Raw genomic sequence first — 17,518 nt, 5'->3', positions numbered from 1 at the left:
CTGCGACCCACACTGTCCCACAGCGTGCCGAGCACGTCAGCCCGTCGATCGCAGCGGCCTGTCCCAGATCGGTCACATCACCCGGATGCCGCGCCGCCGGTGCACCGCGCGCCCACCTGCGACCGCGTCCAGGGCTCAGGCGGTGGGCGTGCGGGCCGGCAGGTGCGCGGCGAGGAGCTCGGCCAGGTGCATACCCTGCACGCCGGCCAGGTGGTCGGCCTGCGTGCGGCACGAGAAGCCGTCCGCCAGGTAGACGTCGCCCGGACCGGCGGCACGCAGCGCGGGCAGCAGCGCGTTCTCCGCGACCGCGACCGACACCTCGTAGTGCCCCTTCTCCATGCCGAAGTTCCCGGCCAGCCCGCAGCAGCCCGCGAGCGCGGAGAACTGGGCGCCCGCGTCGGTGAGCAGCCGGCGGTCGGCGGTCCACGTCATCACCGAGTGGTGGTGGCAGTGCGGCTGCACGACCGCGGTGACGTCGGACAGGTCCGGCACCCGCCAGCGGTCGCCGGGGCCGATGGGGCTGGGCGCGGTGAGGAGCTCGGCCAGGGTGCGGGTCTCCCGGGCGACCGCGACCGCACGGGGGTCGTCCGGCAGCAGGTCGCGCAGGTCGGAGCGCAGGACCGCGGTGCACGACGGCTCCAGACCGACGATGGGGATGCCGTTGACCGCGAACGGGCCGAGCACGCCGAGCAGGTGCGTGAGCCGGCGCCGGGCCCCGTCGAGCTGGCCGGTCGTGATCCAGGTGAGCCCGCAGCAGGCGTTCTCCTGCGGGACGAGCACCTCGTAGCCCGCGTCGGCGAGCACGGCGACCGCCGCCTGGGCCACCGACGGCGAGAGCGTGTCGGAGAACGAGTCGGTCCACAGCACGACCTGCGGCTTGCGCCCCCCGGTCCCCGTGCCCCCGGGCCCCTCGCCCGGACGTCCGAGGACGTGGTCGTCGGGGCGCTCGCCCGCTCGGACGTCCGCGCTCTCGACCTCGTTGTGTCCGAGCATCTGGTCGTCCCGGCGCTCACTTCCTCGGGCGCTGCGGGTGAGGGTGACGCTGCCGCGGCCCTGCGCGCGGACCCAGGCCCGGAACGGCTGCCGTGCGAACGTCACCATCTGGCGGCGCGCGTCCATGCCACCGCCGGCCAGCACGACCTTGGCCACCGGGCGGACGCCGAGCGCCGCGTTGGCCAGCGCCGCCAGGCCGGGGACGCCGGTCACCAGACGCGCCCAGCGGGGCAGCCAGCCGAGCAGGTAGTGGGTGATCGGGCGGCGCCTCCCGCGGTAGGTGCGGTGCAGCACCTCGGACTTGTACTGCGCCATGTCCACCCCGGCGGGGCAGTCCGACGAGCACGCCTTGCAGGACAGGCACAGGTCGAGCGACTCGTGCACCTCCGGCGAGCCCCAGCCGCCCGTCACCAGGGTGCCGTTGGCCAGCTCCTGCAGCACGCGCGCGCGGCCGCGGGTGGAGTCCTTCTCGTCCTTCGTCGCCAGGTACGACGGGCACATGAACCCGCCGGTCGCGGTGCTGTCCGCGCGGCACTTGCCGACGCCGACGCACCGGTGCACCGCCGTGGTCAGGTCGCCGGCGTCGTGCGCGAACGAGAACCCGTGACCGTCGGCCAGCAGCGGGCGGGCCCACGGTCGGCGCAGGTCGGCGTCGAGCGGGCGCGGACGCACCAGCACCCCGGGGTTGAGCAGGTCGCGCGGGTCGAGCAGGTCCTTGAAGGCGCCGAACAGGTCGATCGCCTGCGGGGAGTACATGACGGGCAGCAGCTCCGAGCGCGCGCGGCCGTCGCCGTGCTCGCCGGACAGCGAGCCCCCGTGGCTCGCCACGAGCGTCGCCGCGTCGGTCATGAACGCGCGCAGCGGGTCCCCGGAGCGCTCCAGCGGGATGTCGAGACGCAGGTGCACGCACCCGTCGCCGAAGTGCCCGTACGCCAGGCCGTCGACCGCGTGCGACGCCATCAGCGCCTCGAGCTCGCGCAGGTACGCGCCGAGCCGCTCCGGCGGCACGGCCGAGTCCTCGAACCCCGGCCACGCCTGCTCCCCGGACGGTGTGCGCCCGCCCAGACCCGCCCCGTCCTCGCGGATGCGCCACATCGCGGCGGCCTCGGGTCCGGGCGGGAACAGGCCGACGGCCGACGTCCCCGAGGAGGCGGCGAGCGCGTGCGCCCGGCCCAGGGCCTCGTCCAGCGTGTCACCGCCCACCTCGACCATGAGCCAGCCGCCGCCCGCCGGCAGCTGCGGGACGGCCGCCGCGCCACGCACCCGCCGGACCACGTCCACCAGCCGGGAGTCCATGCCCTCGATCGCGAGCGGCGCGTGCGCGAGCAGGGCGGGGACCGCGTCGGCGGCCGACGGCATGTCGGGGTAGCCGAGCACCACCAGCACCGGCGCCGCGGCGACCGGCACCAGCCGCACGGTGGCACCGAGCAGGGTGGCGACGGTCCCCTCCGTCCCGACCAGGGCCTTGGCCAGGTCGGTGCCCTTCTCCGGCAGCAGGTGCTCGAGCGAGTACCCCGAGACCTGCCGGCCGAAACGGCCCAGCTCGGTGCGCATGACGTCGAGGTGCGCGCGGACGAGCGCGTCGAGACCCGGGACGACGTCGAGCGCGCCGGGACCGGCACCGGCCTCGAACCGCCGGCCGGTGCCGTCCACCACGTCGAGCGCGAGCACGTTGTCGGCGGTCCTGCCGTAGGCGACCGCGCGGGGTCCGCACGCGTTGTTGCCGATCATCCCGCCGAGCGTCGCGCGCGCCTGCGTCGACGGGTCGGGGCCGAACCGCAGGCCGTGCGGAGCCGCGGCCTTCTGCAGGCTGGCCATGATGACGCCGGGCTCGATCCGGGCGGTCCGGGCGTCGGGGTCGATCTCGAGGATCCGGTTGACGTGCCGGGAGAAGTCGAGCACCACGCCGGTGCCCACCGCGTTGCCCGCCACCGAGGTCCCGCCGCCGCGTGCGGTCAGCGGCACGCCCAGCGCCCGGGTGACCTCCAGCGCGGCGAGCACGTCGTCGGGGTCCTGCGGGAACGCGACGACCTGCGGCACGACCCGGTAGTTGGACGCGTCGGTGGAGTACTCGGCGCGTCGGCGCGTGCTGTCGTCGACCATCCCGCGCAGCGCGGACCGCAGCGCCCGCACGACGTCGGCGCTACCTACATCCCCGGGCACTGTCTCGGTCACGGCCACCACGCGGGCAGTCTCCCACCGCGACCCCGCTCCCCCGCACACCTCACCGAGGGATGGTCACGGGCCCCCCCGCGCAGCGTCCGAGGACGTGAGCGCCGGGGCAGCCACATGCTCGGACGCCGCGATGGGCGGGGTGGGTCATGCGAGGGAGGCGTCCAGGGTGATCTCGGTGCCCGTCAGGGCCTTGCTCACCGGGCACGTGGCCTTGGCGTTCTCGGCGGCGGCGCGGAAGCCGTCGGCGTCGAGACCCTCGACCTCGCCGCGCACGGTCAGGGCGATGCCGGAGATGCGGAACCCGCCGGCCGGGTCGGGCCGCAGGGTGACGTCGGCGCCGACCTCGAGGGACACCGGGGTGCCACCGGCCTCGGCGATCACGGCCGACAGCTGCATGGCGAAGCAGGACGAGTGGGCCGCGGCGATGAGCTCCTCCGGGCTCGTCGTGCCGTCGGCGTTCTCGGCCGCGCGCTTGGGGAAGGAGACGTCGAACGTGGCGGCGCCGGAGCTGGTGAGCTCGACCTGGCCACCGCCCTCCTGCAGGGTCCCGTTCCAGGCGGTGCGTGCGGTGCGCGTAGGCATGGTGCTCCTTGTCATGGGCAGCACGGGCTGGTTGCCCGCCACCCCCACGCTAGGCGCGGAGCCGGTCAGCGCGCGCGCTCGAGGTGCCCCATGACGACCCGCGACGGCGCGCCGGCCCTCCGCAGGGCCCACGCGGCGCGGGCGTGCAGCGCGCGGCGGTGGTCGGGCTCGAGCCCGTTGTAGAGGGCGCCACGCACCAGGTCGTGGCCGAAGACGAGCCGGTCCCCACGCGCACGGACGACCCCCGCGGCCAGGCCGTGCCGCAGGGTTCGCCAGCAGTCGGCGACGGGGTCCCCCGCCATCGCGGCCAGGTCCGCGATCACGAACGACGTGCCCAGCACCGAGGCCTGACCGAGCAGCGCGAGCACCTCCGGACCCAGGTACGCCACGCGCTCCCGGACCACCTCGTCCAGCGGCTCCAGCCACTGGGCACCGGCCGGGTCGAGCACGCCGTCGGCGGTGACCAGGGCACCCGCGGACCGCGCCGTCCGCACGACGTCCGCGATGAGCCGCGGGTTCCCGCCGGCCGTCGCGAGCGTGCCGCGCAGGGACGGGCCGACCGGACCGCCGGCCAGGCTCTCCGCCAGCTCCACGGTGGCGCGCGCGGTCAGCGGCCGCAGCTCCAGGTACCGGGCTCCGGCACGGGTCCACGCGGCGACCAGCGCGGCGAGCTCGGGGCGGTACGGGACCGGGCGCATCGTCAGCACGACGAGCGCCCGGGGCACCGCTCCCTCGTGCGCCAGCCGCAGCAGCACCTCGAGCGAGGGCGCGTCCGCCTCGTGGACGTCCTCGAGCACGAGCACCCACGGGTGGGTGTCCCCGTGGCGGCGCAGCAGCGCGGCGAACAGCTCGGCGGCCCGGTCGTGCCGGGCGACCGAGGACGCGGGGTCCGCGGCGATGGCGTCGAGCAGGTCGGCCAGCTCCGCCTCGACCTGCCCGCGCCCGACGGCCCGCTCGGGTCCGCGGCCCACGCCGCTCGGGCGGACCAGCAACGCGTCCGACAAAAGCGCGAACGGTGCCGCCCGCAGCGCGGAGGCGTGCGCCGTGCGCAGCTCGACGGCGAGCAGGCGAGCGGAGCCGCGCAGCGCCTCGACCAGGCTGCTCTTGCCGACACCGGCCTCACCCTCGAGGAGCACCGTCACGCCGACGCCGTCGGCGGCGGTCGACAGCAGGTCGTCGAGGTCGTCGAGCTCGGCGGCGCGGCCCACCAGGGGCCACGTCCGTCCCGGCCCGGCCGAGGTGCTCATGCGCCCGATCGTAGAGCCGCGACGCGGTGCGCGGTCCGATCCGCACGCGGCGAGATCAGCCGACGTACTCCCAGTGCCACGCCTCGGGCTTGCTGCCGCCGCGCTGCGCCCAGGCCGGGTGCGTCCAGCCGAGCCCCGGGCCGTTGGCGACCATCCAGGCGTGCTGGGCGGTGCCGAACGCGTTGATGCCGCCACCGAAGTCGATCGCGACGCCGCTGCCGTGGTTCGACGTCCCCGGTGCCGCGCACAGGTAGCCCTTGGTGCGCTTGCAGGCGACCTGGCCCGCGTACGAGCGGTACGAGTCGCTGACGACCATGTCGGTGCCGAAGTGGGCGCGGTAGGCCGCGTTCAGGAGGTTGAGCTGCTCGGCCGCGTCGCAGCGCAGGAGCGCCGACGCGTCGAAGTTCGCGCTGCAGAGTGCGGAGTCGGGGATCCGGCCGTTGGCGTACCCGAGCAGTGAGGCCTTCCACGCGGCGCGCTGCGCCTGGGCGGTGGCCTGGGCCTGCGCCTCGGCGGCTGCTGCTGCCTCGGCGGCCGCGGCGGCTGCCGCGGCGTCCGCGTCCGCCACCTTCTTGGCCTCGGCGCTCTGTCGCACGGTGGTCGCGAGGGTGGCCACGGCGGCGACGGCCTCACGCAGCTCCGCGGTGGTCGCGTCCTCCTTGCCCGTGGTGGGCGGGATCGTCCGCACCTGCGGGGGTGCGGGCGTCTGCTCGAAGACGGTTGCGGGGTCCGGGATCGCGTCCGGGCTCGCCACGGCGGCGGGCGGGACGACGACGGCGCCCTCCGTGTCGGCGGTGGCGTCCCGGTCGCCGGAGCGGGTCGCCGCGGCGCCGCGGGCCTCGTCACCGGTCGCCTCGACCACGAGCTCGTCCAGCCGCGCGGTGGCGGCGTCGAGCGCCTCGAGCTGCGCCGCGTCGATCGCCACCTGCGTCGCCTCGGCCTGGACCGTCTCGGCCACGGCGATGGCGTCGGTCGCGACGTCGACGGCACCGGCGCGGGCCTCCTCGACCTGGCGAGCCGCGGTCGACGGTCGGGACTGTGCGGCCGCGATGGTCTCGCTCCCATCACCCTGCGGGTTCGCCGCAGCGGTGGTGACCACGGCGCCCATGCTGAGGGCGAGCGCGGTCAGCACCGCCGCCTTCGCCAGCCGGGCGGGACGACTCGACGTGCGCACGGGTGCGGGGCGCTCGACGGCGTGCCGACCGGCGGGCTGCCGGGCGGGAGACGGGAAATTGTTACTCACGCGTAACACGTTAAGTTCTTCGGACGGCCGTCCAGGACACTTGAGGCCTCTGGGGGGAGGAGATCTCGTGTGGATCCAGTCACGGCTCCGTTACAGGATCCACAGGGTGGGCCCGTTACGATTCCCCCGTGCCGTCCGACCCCCCGCCTGAACCGCCCGCCGCGGGCGCCCCCCAGCCGCCCGTCCGCGGCCTCGACGACCTCTACGACATCGCCAGGATCGCCGACCGCCTGGGCGTCGAGCACGCCACCATCCGCGTGTGGCTGTCGCGCAAGGTCCCGTGGCTGCCGCCGCCCGACGGACGGCTCAACGGCGGCGCCGTCTGGCGGGCGACCACCCTCGAGGGCATCGAGCTGCGCCGCGAGCGGGGCCGCCCCGGCAGGAAGCCGAAGTTCATCCCCGCCCCGTCCGCCGCCGACGTCCCCCGCACGGGGGCGATCCCCGTGGTGCCCATGCCCACCGGGGCGCGTTCCGGCAGCTAGGGCCTCGAGCCCAGGGGCGCTCCCGCCCGTAGGCTCGACCCATGCGCGAGGGTGCGGACCCCGGGCGCGCCGCCGACGTGGCCGACGCGATGCGCGAGCTCGCCCGCGCGCGGTTCCTGCCACCCGAGCAGCGCGCCCACGCGCACGAGGACCGCGCGCTCCCGCTGTGGCACAGCCAGACGGGCTCGCAGCCGAGCACGGTCGCAGCGATGCTCAGGCTGCTGGAGGTCCCCGTCGGCGCACGGGTGCTCGACGTGGGGGCGGGCTCCGGCTGGACGACGGCGCTGCTCGCGCGGCTCGTCGGACCCGACGGTTCCGTCCTCGGGCTGGAGCTCGACCCGGAGCTCGCCGCCTGGGGTGCCGGCAACGTCGACGCCTGCGACCTGCCGTGGGCGCACGTGGCGACGGCGGCCCCCGGGACGCTCGGTCGACCCGTCCCCGGCGGCTGGGACCGGATCCTCGTCTCGGCCGCTCCGCGGGCGCTGCCGACCGTCCTGGTGGACCAGCTTGCCGACGGTGGGCGCCTCGTGATCCCGGTCGCCTCGACCATGCACCTGGTGGTCCGGCGGGGCGACCTGACCGAGGTGAGCACCCACGGCTCGTACTCGTTCGTGCCCCTGCGCTGAGCGCTCCCCGCACCGGCGAAACGAACCTTCCGGCACAGGGGTGACGAATCGGCGTACCTACCAGTAACGTGCACCGAGCGTGTGCTCCCCTGTGACTGCCGTCACGCCGCTGCACACGCGCCCGGTCCTCCTCGAAGCCAGGGATGCGCACATGCCACGTCGACCCGTCCTCGCCGCCGTCACCGCGTTGTCCGTCGCGGTCAGCACTGCACTGCTGGGCGCCGGGGGCGCATCGGCAACACCGCCACCCGACCGCCCGACCGCGGGCGACTCCCAGGCCATCGACGGCCGGCTCGACGGCAAGCTCGCCCGAGGCCTCGCCGACGCCGACGGGCCCGTGACGGCGTTCGTCCAGCTGGACGCCCGGTCGGCCAGCGACGTGACCGCCGACGGCGGTTCGCCCGCAGAGGTCAAGGCGGCCGCCGCGGAGACCGAGGCGATCGCGGACGCCGTCGTCCCGGAGCAGCTCAGCGCCCGCTCCGCCGGGTCGGCCGCGCCGAAGAAGATCGCGACGCTCACCAACCTCGTCGCCGGCACGCTGGTCACCGGCGACGCCGCGCAGATCCGGGCCCTGGCCGACTCCCCCGAGGTGGTCGCCGTCTACCGGGTGAGCACCAAGACCGTGACCAACGCGCACAACGTCGAGTTCACGCGCGCGCTGCAGGTGTGGCAGGACACGGGCCAGACCGGCGAGGGTGTGCGCATCGGCATCATCGACACCGGCCTGGACTACACCCACGCCGACTTCGGCGGCCCCGGCACGGTCGAGGCGTACGAGCAGGCGTACGGCGCCGACGGCTCCGCCCCGGCCCCGGCCGGCACCTTCGACCCCACCAAGTTCATCGGCGGCTACGACTTCGCCGGCCCGATCTACGACGCGGACCCCCAGTCGGAGTTCCCCGGCTCGAGCCCCATCCCGACGCCCGACGAGAACCCGATCGACTCCAGCTACCTGTCGCCCAACAGCGGGCACGGCACGCACGTCGCCGGCACGGCGGCCGGCTTCGGCGTCCAGCCGGACGGCACCACCTTCCGCGGCGACTACGGCGACCTGACGGACGTGTCCGACTGGGTCGTCGGCCCCGGCACCGCACCCGGCGCGGGCATCTACGCGCTCAAGGTGTTCGGTGACATCGGCGGATCGACCAACCTCACCTCGCTCGCGCTGGACCGCGCAGCGGACCCGAACGGTGACGGCGACCTGGGCGACCGCCTCGACATCGTCAACATGTCGCTCGGCAGCGACGGCTCCCCCGCCGACGACCCCGACAACCTCCTGATCGACGAGCTGAGCGCGCTGGGCACCCTCATGGTGATCTCGTCGGGCAACGCCGGGGACGTCACCGACATCGGCGGCAGCCCGGGCAACTCCGCGAGCTCCCTGACCGTCGCCAACTCGGTCGGCGCACCCCAGACGTACGACGGCCTGGAGGTCGTCGAGTCCGCCGACCCGACGCTCGTCGGCCTGCACTCCGGGCAGAACTCGGTCGCCTACGGCGGTCCCGACGTGACGGCACCGGTCGGCAACCCCGGCGGCAACTTCGACGGCTGCACGCCGTTCACGCCCACCCAGGCCGCTGCCGTCGCCGGCAAGATCGCCTACCTGTGGTGGAACGACGACGACACGGCCCGGGGCTGCGGCTCGGCCGTGCGGTTCAACAACGCGACGGCCGCCGGTGCGGTCGGCGTGCTGCTCCCGACGGAGCTGACCCCGTTCGCCGCGGGCATCGCCGGCAACGCCCAGATCCCCGGCTTCCAGATGACCGCCGCGACCACCGACCGGCTGCTGCCGCAGATCGAGGCCGGCACGCTGACGGTCCACATCGGCCCGTCGCTCGCCGCCACGGTCATCGAGGACATCGCGGGCGACATGCTCAACTCGGGCTCGTCGCGCGGCGTCCACGGCTCCCTCGGCCACGGCAAGCCCGACGTCGCCGCCCCCGGCACGCAGATCCTGTCCGCCGCCTCGGGCGCCGGCAACGAGCCGCACTCCCTGTCCGGCACCTCGATGTCCAGCCCGCACGTCGCCGGCATCGCGGCGCTGGTGCGCGCGGCGCACCCGAGCTGGGAGGCCGCGCAGGTCAAGTCGGCCGTGGTGAACACCGCCACGCACGACATCTGGACGGGCCCGGGCGGCACGGGCACGGCGTACGGCCCCGAGCGGGTCGGGTCGGGCCGGGTCGACGCGTTCGACGCCGTCACGACGGACGTCATCGCCTACAACACGCAGAACCCGGAGCAGACCTCGGTCACCTGGGGCGTCGTGCCGGTGGGTGACACCACGGTGGTCGCCAAGAAGACCGTGACCGTGAAGAACTTCGGCACGACGAGCAAGCGGTACGCCACGTCGGTGTCCAGCTCGTCGACCGCCGGCGGCGCCACGATCACGGCCAGCCCGGCCTCGATCACCCTGGCGCCGGGCCGCTCGGCCGTCGTCACGCTCACGCTCACGGCCGACCCGGCCACGCTCGAGCGCGAGCTCGACCCGACGTCGGTGGAGCTCCAGGCCGGCGTGCCGCGCGAGTACGTCGCCCAGGTCTCCGGTCGGCTCGTCCTCACGTCCGGCGCCCAGGAGCTGCGCGTCCCGCTCCAGGCCGCCCCGAGGCTCGTCTCCGACCTCTCGGCCAGCCCGGTGACCTTCGCCGACGCCGCTGCGCAGACCGCCGACCTGGCGATCACCGGCCGCGGTGTCGCGTCGGGCGGCTGGTTCTCGCTGACCACGCCGCTGAACCTCGCCGTCACGAGCCCGAAGCTCGAGGACGTCCCGGGGCTCGTCACCTCGCCGTCGGCAGCCGCCGCCGGTGACATCCGCTACGTGGGCTGGGCCTCGACCGCACCGGTCGTCGCCGCCGCCGGGGGTGACCCGTCGACGGGTCTGCTCGGCATCGGCATCGCGACCGACGGCGAGTGGTCCACGCTCGGCAGCTACGTCATCCCGATCATCGACATCGACGTCGACGGTGACGGCGCCTACGACCTCGAGACGGTGGTGCAGAAGCTCAACGCCGACTCCGACGTCACCGTGGCCGCGACGTTCGAGTACGAGAGCGGCAGGAACGTCGGCGTGCAGCTCATCAACGGGTTCTCGGGCAGCATCGACGCCGGCGTGTTCGACAGCAACGTGCTGGTGGCGCCGATCAGGCTCGGCACCGCGGGGATCCCCGCCGGGTCGACCCCGACCATCGACGTCTGGACCTACTCGAACTACGCGGCGCAGGACAACGTCCTCGACACCGCCGAGTCGTTCACGGTGAACCCGTACGACCCGCCGTTCTGGTTCGACAACGACATCCCGGGCTCGTTCTCCTCGCTCGGGGCCGACGGCGCCACCATCGGCGTCCACAAGGGGACCGGCGCGACCGACGGCAAGCTGCTGGTGTTCCAGCACCACAACGCCGACCCGGTCTCCCGGGTGCAGGTGGTCGACGTGACGGTCCCGGCGGCGACGCCGACGACCACGACGCTGGCGGTCACGGGCGGGAAGAAGGCCGGCCAGGAGCTCACGCTCACGGCCACCGTCGCGCCGGCCGAGGCCACCGGGACCGTGAGGTTCCTGGACGGGGAGACCGAGATCGGCTCGGCGGCCGTCTCGGCGGGCACGGCGAGCGTGAAGGTGAAGCTCGGCGCGGGCAAGCACTCGCTGACCGCGACGTTCACCCCGGACAGCGGGCTGTACGCGCCGTCCACCTCCGCCGCGGTTCCCGTGACCGTCACGGCGTCGAGCTCCACGACGGCGATCACGCTGTCGAAGAACTCGGCCACGTACGGCACGGTCACCACGGCGACCGTCGTCGTCACGGGCGCGTCCGCGGCGCCGACGGGCACGGTCGAGATCAAGGAGAAGGGTGTGACGCTCGCGTCCGGCCCGCTGACCGTCTCCGGCCTCAAGGGCACCGCGACCATCGCCCTCCCGGCCGACCTGGCCGCGGGCACGCACCAGCTGACCGCCGTGTACGCCGGCAGTGCGGACGTCACGGGCTCGACGAGCCAGCGGTCGTACCGGGTGCTCCCGGCGGTGTCGTCGGCGGCGCTGTCCGCGGACTCGTGGACGGTGACCAAGGGCACCAGGGCGACGGTCACCGCCACGGTGACCGGACCCACCGGCGCCCCGGCGCCGACCGGGTCGGTCGTGTTCACGGTCGGGCTGCAGCGGGTGGCCACCGTGCCGCTGACCAACGGCACGGCGACCGTGACACTGCCCGCGGCGCAGCGTTCGGCCGTGGTGCTGGCGTACTACAGCGGTGACAAGGGCTACCTCGGTACGCTCGCGGCGCAGACGCTGCTCATCAGGCGCTGAGCCACCAGGCTCCGGCGGTGAGGGCCGCGTCGACCTCCGGGTCGGCGCGGCCCTCGCACGGGTGTGGGAAGGGAGTTCAAGTGCGGGGTCGTCGGCGCCGACGTAACGGCATGGGACCTTTCTCTCGCGCCTCCAGACCGACCGACGGGTCGGTGGTGCCGCAGCCGCACACGCCGGCGGACGAGGGCCGCTCCGTCGAGGTCGAGCCGCTGAACAGTGCCGAGCTGGTGTGGGCCGCGCAGCACCGCGAGATCATCTCCGGCCTGTGCGCCGGCACGGTCGACACCACGACCCTCGGGGAGCTGTTCGACCGCGTCCAGGGCATCTGGCTGCAGTCGACCGACCGCACCGACCCTGAGTCGCTGGTGCACGCGTTCGGCGTGTCGGTCGGCGACCTCGTCGCGCGGCAGGTTCCGGGCCTCGTGTGGGGCTCCGCGCGCGACGACTCCTCCCCGGAGCTGGTCCTCACGCACCCGACCCACGACCTGGTGGTGTTCCCCCTGGCCGCGGTCGCGCAGGTCTGGGGAAGCGCGCCGGTCGGCTGGATCGGCCAGTACGTCCGCGAGGCCTCCTCCGGCGCCGCGGCGATCCTCGCGGCGGCGGCGCAGCCCACCGACCACTGACGGTCGGCCCGCACTCCGAGGCGGCCGACGACGACCGTCGACGGTAGCCGCGGCCCGACTCAGAACAGGACGTCGGGCTCCGCGGCCGGCGTCGGCTGGGCGGGCGTCGGCTGGGCGGCGGGCGTCGGCTGGGCGGCCGTGGTCAGCTCCGCGGCCGGCGTCGGCTGGGCGGTGACGAGGGGGGCGGCGTTCGCGGGCGCCGGGTCGCCGTCGCGCACGCCGCGCGCGGCGATGCCCGCGAGCTCGTCCGCACGCTCGTTGAACTGGTCACCGCGGTGCCCGCGCACCCAGACGAACGTGACCGCGCCGGACCGCTGCGCGATCGCGGCGTCGATGGACTGGATCAGGGCCAGGTTCTGCACCGGCCCGCCGCTCGCCGTGCGCCAGCCCTTGCGCTTCCAGCTGTGCACCCACACCGACGCGCACTTGATCGCGTACTGCGAGTCGGCCTGGATGACCAGCGGCTCGTCGCCCGGGTGCGAGCGGATCGCCTCCAGGACGGCCATGAGCTCGGCGATCTGGTTGGTCCCGGACGCGTGGCCGCCGCTGGCGCTGGTCCCGTCGTGGTTGGCCCACGCCCACCCGATCGCCCCTCCCGGGTTGCGCAGGCAGGAGCCGTCCGTGCTGACCGTGATCACGGGGCCTGATTCTGCCTCGCCGGGGGTGCCTGCCCGACCAGTCGCGCTGGCCCGAACGGAGTCATCCGGTGTGCACCCGCTCACGTCGTCGGCGACGCGCGCCGATGTGTCGACATGACGACGTTCGAGGACGCGGACTTCTTCGCCGAGACCTTCACCGAGTTCGGGTACGAGAGCGGCGCGCGCCGTCGCTCGAGCCTGCTCACGGGGTTGGCACTCGTCGCCGCCGCGACCCTCGTCGCGGGCGGCGTCGTCTGGGTGCGGCTCGCCCAGGTGCCGGCCGACGTCGTCGCGGTCGATCCGGCGACGACCCTCGCCGTGTTCGGCCGCCCGCAGGGTCCGGCGGACGTGGTCGCCGCCGACGACGTGGCGGGGACGTTGATCGATCCGGCCAGCACGCGGCTCGTCGCGCAGACCGCCGACGCGCGCTACTACGCCGGCGTCTCCCGCACCCACCTGCTGTGCGTGCTGACCGTGCCCGCCGGCGACCTGCCCTCGACGGGGTGCGCGCCCACCGACGACGGCGTGGTGAACCTGACCGTCGACGACGAGCTCATGCTGCTGAGCGCGGGAGAGCCCGCCCCGGCCGGCTGGCACGAGGCTGGCCCCAACGTGTTCCTGAAGGACTGACGCGGGTCACGCGCGCGGCAGGCGCAGGCGCGCACCGAGCGCCGCGGCGCCGATGACGGCACCCGCGCGGCCGCGCCCTGGCCCGCCGCGCCGCGGGCTCAGCCGAGCGCGAGGGCGTCCACCACGCGCTTCACGCTGGACGTCAGTCCCCAGCGCTGGGCCAGTGAGACCAGCGCGTCGGCGTCGGCGACGACGCCGGGCAGCCGGTCGTCGACGTCGCCGACGGGCGCGTCGGGTGCCACGCGGACGACGGCTGGCGCGACCGCCAGGTAGTCCGCCGCCTCGACCAGCCGCCTGCGCTGCGTCGCCGTCAGCCCCGGGTCGCCGGCGTCGCGCGCGGCGAGGATGCCGTCGAGGGAGCCGTACCGGTGCACCAGCTGCGCCGCGGTCTTCTCCCCGATCCCGGCGACGCCGGGCAGCCCGTCGCTCGGGTCCCCGCGCAGCACGGCCATGTCGGCGTACCCGGCACCCGTCGCGACGGCGTACTTCTCCTTCAGCACCGACTGGTCGACGGCCAGCAGGTCCTTGATGCCGCGGATCGTGTAGAGCACCCGCACCGGGACGGCGTCGTCGACCAGCTGGAACAGGTCCCGGTCCCCCGTGATGACGTCGACCGGGGCCGGGTGCGCCTTGGCGACCTCGCGGGCGACCAGGGTGCCGATGACGTCGTCGGCCTCGTAGCCCGGGACGCCGACCCGCGCGATCCCCAGGGCGGCGAGCACCTCCACGATGATCGGGACCTGCGGGGCCAGGGTGTCCGGGACCTCCTCGGCCCCCGTCGTACCGGGCACCTCGGCCGCGACGCGGTGCGCCTTGTACGACGGGATCGCGTCCACGCGGAACTGCGGGCGCCAGTCGTCGTCCCAGCACATGACCAGCCGCGTCGGGCGGTGGTCGGTGACCAGGCGGGCGATCATGTCCAGCAGCCCGCGGACGGCGTTGACCGGTGTCCCGTCCGGTGCCTTCACGGAGTCGGGGACCCCGAAGTACGCCCGGAAGTACAGCGAGGCGGTGTCCAGCAGCAGCAGCTTCTCGGCCATGGGTGGGAGTCTGTCAGCAACCGCGCGAGAACAACCTGGGCCGCGCTCCGGCGGGCCAGAACGCGACCCACGGTGTTCTCGACCGCGAGCGCGTGCCGTCAGGTGCTGGCGCGGACCACCAGGGACGTGGGGAGGGTGATCGCGGCGGGTTCGCCGCCCTCGATGACCTCGATCAGCAGGCGGACCATCTCCGCGCTGATCCGCTCCAGCGGCTGACGCATGGTGCTCAGCGGTGGGTCGAGGGTCGCGGCCAGGCCGGAGTCGTCGAACCCGCCGACGGCCACGTCACCGGGGACCGACCGGCCGGCCTCGCGCAGCACCTGGAGGGCGCCGGCGGCCATGAGGTCGGAGCCGACGAACACCGCGTCGAGGTCGGGGCGCCGGTCGAGGAGCACGCGCATCGCGGCCGCTCCCCCGTCGCGCGAGTAGTCGCCGTGCGCCACGAGCGACTCGTCGTACGCGGCCCCGAGCTCCTGGCGGTACCCCTCGAGCCGCAGCCGGCCGCCCGGCGTGTCCAGCGGACCGGTGATCGTCGCGACGCGGGTGCGCCCGCGCTCGAGCAGGTGGCGCGTCATCCGGCGGCCCCCCGCCAGGTCGTCGGCGGCGACGTAGCCGACGCTGCCCTCGTAGCCCAGGGGGATCCCGCACGCGATCATCGGGATGCCCTGGCGGACCAGCTCGTCCAGCAGCTTGTTGCCGGCGTGCGAGGAGATGGCCAGCACCCCGTCGACGTGCCCGGCGCCGACGTACGTCGAGACCTGCCGCTGCTCCTCCGGGGTGCCGGCGACCATGAGCAGCAACGGCATCCCGCGCAGGGCCAGCGCCTGCGCGGCGCCCCGCAGCAGGATCGAGAAGTTGGGGTCCTCGAACAGCAGGTGCTGCGGCTCGGTGAGCAGGAACGCGACCGAGTTGGAGCGACCCGTCACCAGGGAGCGGGCGTGCTGGTTCGCCGAGTAGCCCGTGGTGCGGATGGCCTCCTCGACCGCGGCGAGCGCCTCCGGCGACACCCAGTGCCCGCCGTTGATCACGCGCGAGACCGTGCCGCGGGACACGCCGGCGGCGGCGGCGACGTCACGGATCGTCGGGCGCCTGCGCGGCTGAGGGGTGGGGTCCATCGAACGGAACTCTAGGGCGCCCGGCGGCACGCTCAGGCCTTGACCGCACCGGCGGCCAGGTCGACCTGCCAGTAGCGCTGCAGCGTCAGGAACAGCGCGGCCAGCGGGATGATCGACAGCAGGGCCCCGGTGATCACCGAGGTGTACATCGCGGGCTGCGACGCCCCCTGGTTGAGCAGGCCCGACAGGCCGACGGTGATCGGGAACAGCTTGTCGTCGCCGAGCATGATGAACGGCAGCATGTAGTTGTTCCAGATGCCGACGAACTGGAACAGGAACACGGTGACCAGGCCGGGCACCATCATCGGCACCGAGATCCCGGTGAAGATCCGCCACTCCCGGGCGCCGTCGGTGCGGGCCGCCTCGACGATGTCGTCCGGCACCGACGACGCGGCGTAGATGCGCGCGAGGTAGATGCCGTACGGGCTGATGATGCTGGGCAGCAGCACCGACCAGTAGGTGTTGGTCAGCCCCACCTCGGCCAGCAGCAGGTACTGCGGGATCGCCAGGATGACGCCCGGCACCAGCACCCCGGCCAGGATGATGTTGAAGATGAGCTCCTTGCCGGTGAACGAGAACTTGGCCAGGCCGTAGCCCGCCATCGCGGACACCACCGTCGACAGCAGGGCGCCGACGCCCGCGTAGAGCGCCGTGTTGAGCATCCAGCGCCAGTAGAGGCCGCCGCGGTAGGCGGACAGGTCCTGGACGTTCTCCCACAGGTGGGTCGAGGGTGCGAACGTGAACGTGGTGAACAGCTCGGCCGCGCTCTTCGACGAGGCGGTCAGCACCCAGACCACGGGCAGCAGGCAGTAGGCGGCGCCGACGAGCAGCACCGCGGTGGACAGGACCGACGGACGCACCCGTCGCGGGCGCGGTGCCGGCGGGCCGGCGGGGCGGCGCACCGACGCGGGCGACGAGGTCAGGGTCGAGGCCATGTCAGTTGTTCTCCTGGCTGAAGGCACGCCCCTGCACCAGGCGCAGGAAGCCGAACGAGAGCGCGAACGTGGCCACGGCGATCACCACGGACGTCGCCGCGGCGGAGTAGATGTCGCCGCGCGTGAAGGCGTCGCGGTAGACGAGCATCAGCGGGCTCCACGTGGTGGAGATCGTGTTGGTCAGGGGCCGCAGCGTCATCGGCTCGGCGAACACCTGCAGGGTCGCGATCATCGAGAACAGGAACGTGAGGATCAGGGACGGCATGACGATCGGGATCTTGATCCGCAGCGCGGTCGCCACCTCCGAGGCACCGTCCAGCCGCGCCGCCTCGTACAGCTCGGTCGGGATCGCCTTGAGCGCGGTGTAGATGACGACCATGTTGAAGCCGACCCCGCCCCACAGGCCGATGTTCGCGATCCCGAACGTCACCAGGCCCGGCGCCAGGATGTCGGGGACCTCCCACCCGAGCCGGTCGAACACGTAGTAGAACGGGCTCACCCGCGGCAGGTAGAGGAAGCCCCACAGCAGCGACGCGATCACGGCGGGCACCGCGTACGGCAGGAAGATCGAGGTCCGCGAGAACCCCGTGGCGCGGGTGCGGCGCGAGTCGAGCAGCAGGGCGAACAGCAGCGCGAGGCCGAGCATCGTCGGCACGAGGACGAGGCCGTACACGGCGACCCGGCCGACCGAGGCGACGAAGTCGGGAGACGAGAGCGCACGCGCGTAGTTGTCGAGGCCGGCCCAGACCTCGGTGCGCGCGCCCTTGCCCAGTCCCAGGCCGCTGACCTTGACCGTGCGCAGGCTCAGGTAGAACGCGTACCCGATGGGCAGCGCGAGGAACAGCGTGAACAGGACCATCGCCGGGGCGAGGTACACGTACGGGGCGGCCCG

At 74.1% G+C, this 17,518-nt stretch carries 14 protein-coding genes; 5 read left to right on the top strand and 9 right to left on the bottom strand.

Annotated features, from left to right (window positions below):
- Positions 1-135 precede the first annotated feature (135 nt).
- The 4 genes from KG102_RS01660 to KG102_RS01645 form a co-directional block, all read right to left on the bottom strand.
- On the bottom strand, positions 136-3,096 hold the full coding sequence (locus tag KG102_RS01660) for an FAD-binding and (Fe-S)-binding domain-containing protein (RefSeq protein ID WP_208289669.1): 2,961 nt from the start codon (positions 3,094-3,096) through the stop codon (positions 136-138).
- 216 nt (positions 3,097-3,312) lie between these two features.
- Positions 3,313-3,750 (bottom strand): OsmC family peroxiredoxin, encoded by a 438-nt coding sequence (locus tag KG102_RS01655; RefSeq protein WP_208210183.1) that lies wholly within the window; start codon positions 3,748-3,750, stop codon positions 3,313-3,315.
- 65 nt (positions 3,751-3,815) lie between these two features.
- Entirely contained in the window at positions 3,816-4,997 is a 1,182-nt protein-coding gene (locus KG102_RS01650) for an AAA family ATPase (protein ID WP_208210184.1), read from the bottom strand.
- 55 nt (positions 4,998-5,052) lie between these two features.
- On the bottom strand, positions 5,053-6,240 hold the full coding sequence (locus KG102_RS01645; protein ID WP_208289586.1) for a M15 family metallopeptidase: 1,188 nt from the start codon (positions 6,238-6,240) through the stop codon (positions 5,053-5,055).
- A 128-nt stretch (positions 6,241-6,368) separates the two neighbouring features.
- Here KG102_RS01645 and KG102_RS01640 point away from each other — a divergent pair, with 128 nt between their 5' ends.
- From KG102_RS01640 to KG102_RS01625, 4 genes are all read left to right on the top strand, one after another.
- Positions 6,369-6,722, top strand: a complete 354-nt coding sequence (locus KG102_RS01640; RefSeq protein WP_208210186.1) for a hypothetical protein — start codon at positions 6,369-6,371, stop codon at positions 6,720-6,722.
- Positions 6,723-6,763: 41 nt separating this feature from the next.
- On the top strand, positions 6,764-7,348 hold the full coding sequence (locus tag KG102_RS01635; protein ID WP_208289587.1) for a protein-L-isoaspartate O-methyltransferase family protein: 585 nt from the start codon (positions 6,764-6,766) through the stop codon (positions 7,346-7,348).
- A 151-nt stretch (positions 7,349-7,499) separates the two neighbouring features.
- A complete protein-coding gene (locus KG102_RS01630) occupies positions 7,500-11,645 on the top strand; it encodes a S8 family serine peptidase (RefSeq protein WP_208289588.1) in 4,146 nt (1,381 codons plus the stop codon).
- Positions 11,646-11,800: 155 nt separating this feature from the next.
- A complete protein-coding gene (locus KG102_RS01625) occupies positions 11,801-12,268 on the top strand; it encodes a DUF3806 domain-containing protein (protein ID WP_208210189.1) in 468 nt (155 codons plus the stop codon).
- A gap of 59 nt (positions 12,269-12,327) precedes the next feature.
- Here the strand turns inward: KG102_RS01625 and KG102_RS01620 are convergent, their stop codons facing one another.
- Entirely contained in the window at positions 12,328-12,906 is a 579-nt protein-coding gene (locus KG102_RS01620; protein WP_208289589.1) for a ribonuclease H family protein, read from the bottom strand.
- Positions 12,907-13,020: 114 nt separating this feature from the next.
- On the opposite strand from KG102_RS01620, the gene KG102_RS01615 reads away from it, so the two are divergent.
- Entirely contained in the window at positions 13,021-13,536 is a 516-nt protein-coding gene (locus tag KG102_RS01615; RefSeq protein ID WP_208289590.1) for a hypothetical protein, read from the top strand.
- Between the two features lie 98 nt (positions 13,537-13,634).
- Here the strand turns inward: KG102_RS01615 and KG102_RS01610 are convergent, their stop codons facing one another.
- The 4 genes from KG102_RS01610 to KG102_RS01595 all read right to left on the bottom strand — a co-directional run bounded on the left by KG102_RS01610 (position 13,635) and on the right by KG102_RS01595 (position 17,485).
- Entirely contained in the window at positions 13,635-14,576 is a 942-nt protein-coding gene (locus tag KG102_RS01610) for a 5'-3' exonuclease (protein ID WP_208289591.1), read from the bottom strand.
- A gap of 98 nt (positions 14,577-14,674) precedes the next feature.
- Positions 14,675-15,691: a LacI family DNA-binding transcriptional regulator gene (locus KG102_RS01605; RefSeq protein ID WP_208210193.1), complete on the bottom strand. Its 1,017-nt coding sequence runs from the start codon at positions 15,689-15,691 to the stop codon at positions 14,675-14,677.
- 32 nt (positions 15,692-15,723) lie between these two features.
- A complete protein-coding gene (locus tag KG102_RS01600) occupies positions 15,724-16,626 on the bottom strand; it encodes a carbohydrate ABC transporter permease (protein ID WP_208289592.1) in 903 nt (300 codons plus the stop codon).
- Between the two features lies 1 nt (position 16,627).
- A complete protein-coding gene (locus tag KG102_RS01595) occupies positions 16,628-17,485 on the bottom strand; it encodes a carbohydrate ABC transporter permease (protein WP_208211086.1) in 858 nt (285 codons plus the stop codon).
- Positions 17,486-17,518: the final 33 nt, after the last annotated feature.

Origin of the sequence: Cellulomonas fengjieae, from assembly GCF_018388465.1 — a bacterium.
In the GTDB taxonomy this organism is placed as follows: Bacteria; Actinomycetota; Actinomycetes; order Actinomycetales; family Cellulomonadaceae; genus Cellulomonas; species Cellulomonas fengjieae.
Note: the sequence above shows the minus strand (reverse complement) of the source record. Positions and strands in the feature narration are given on the sequence as shown.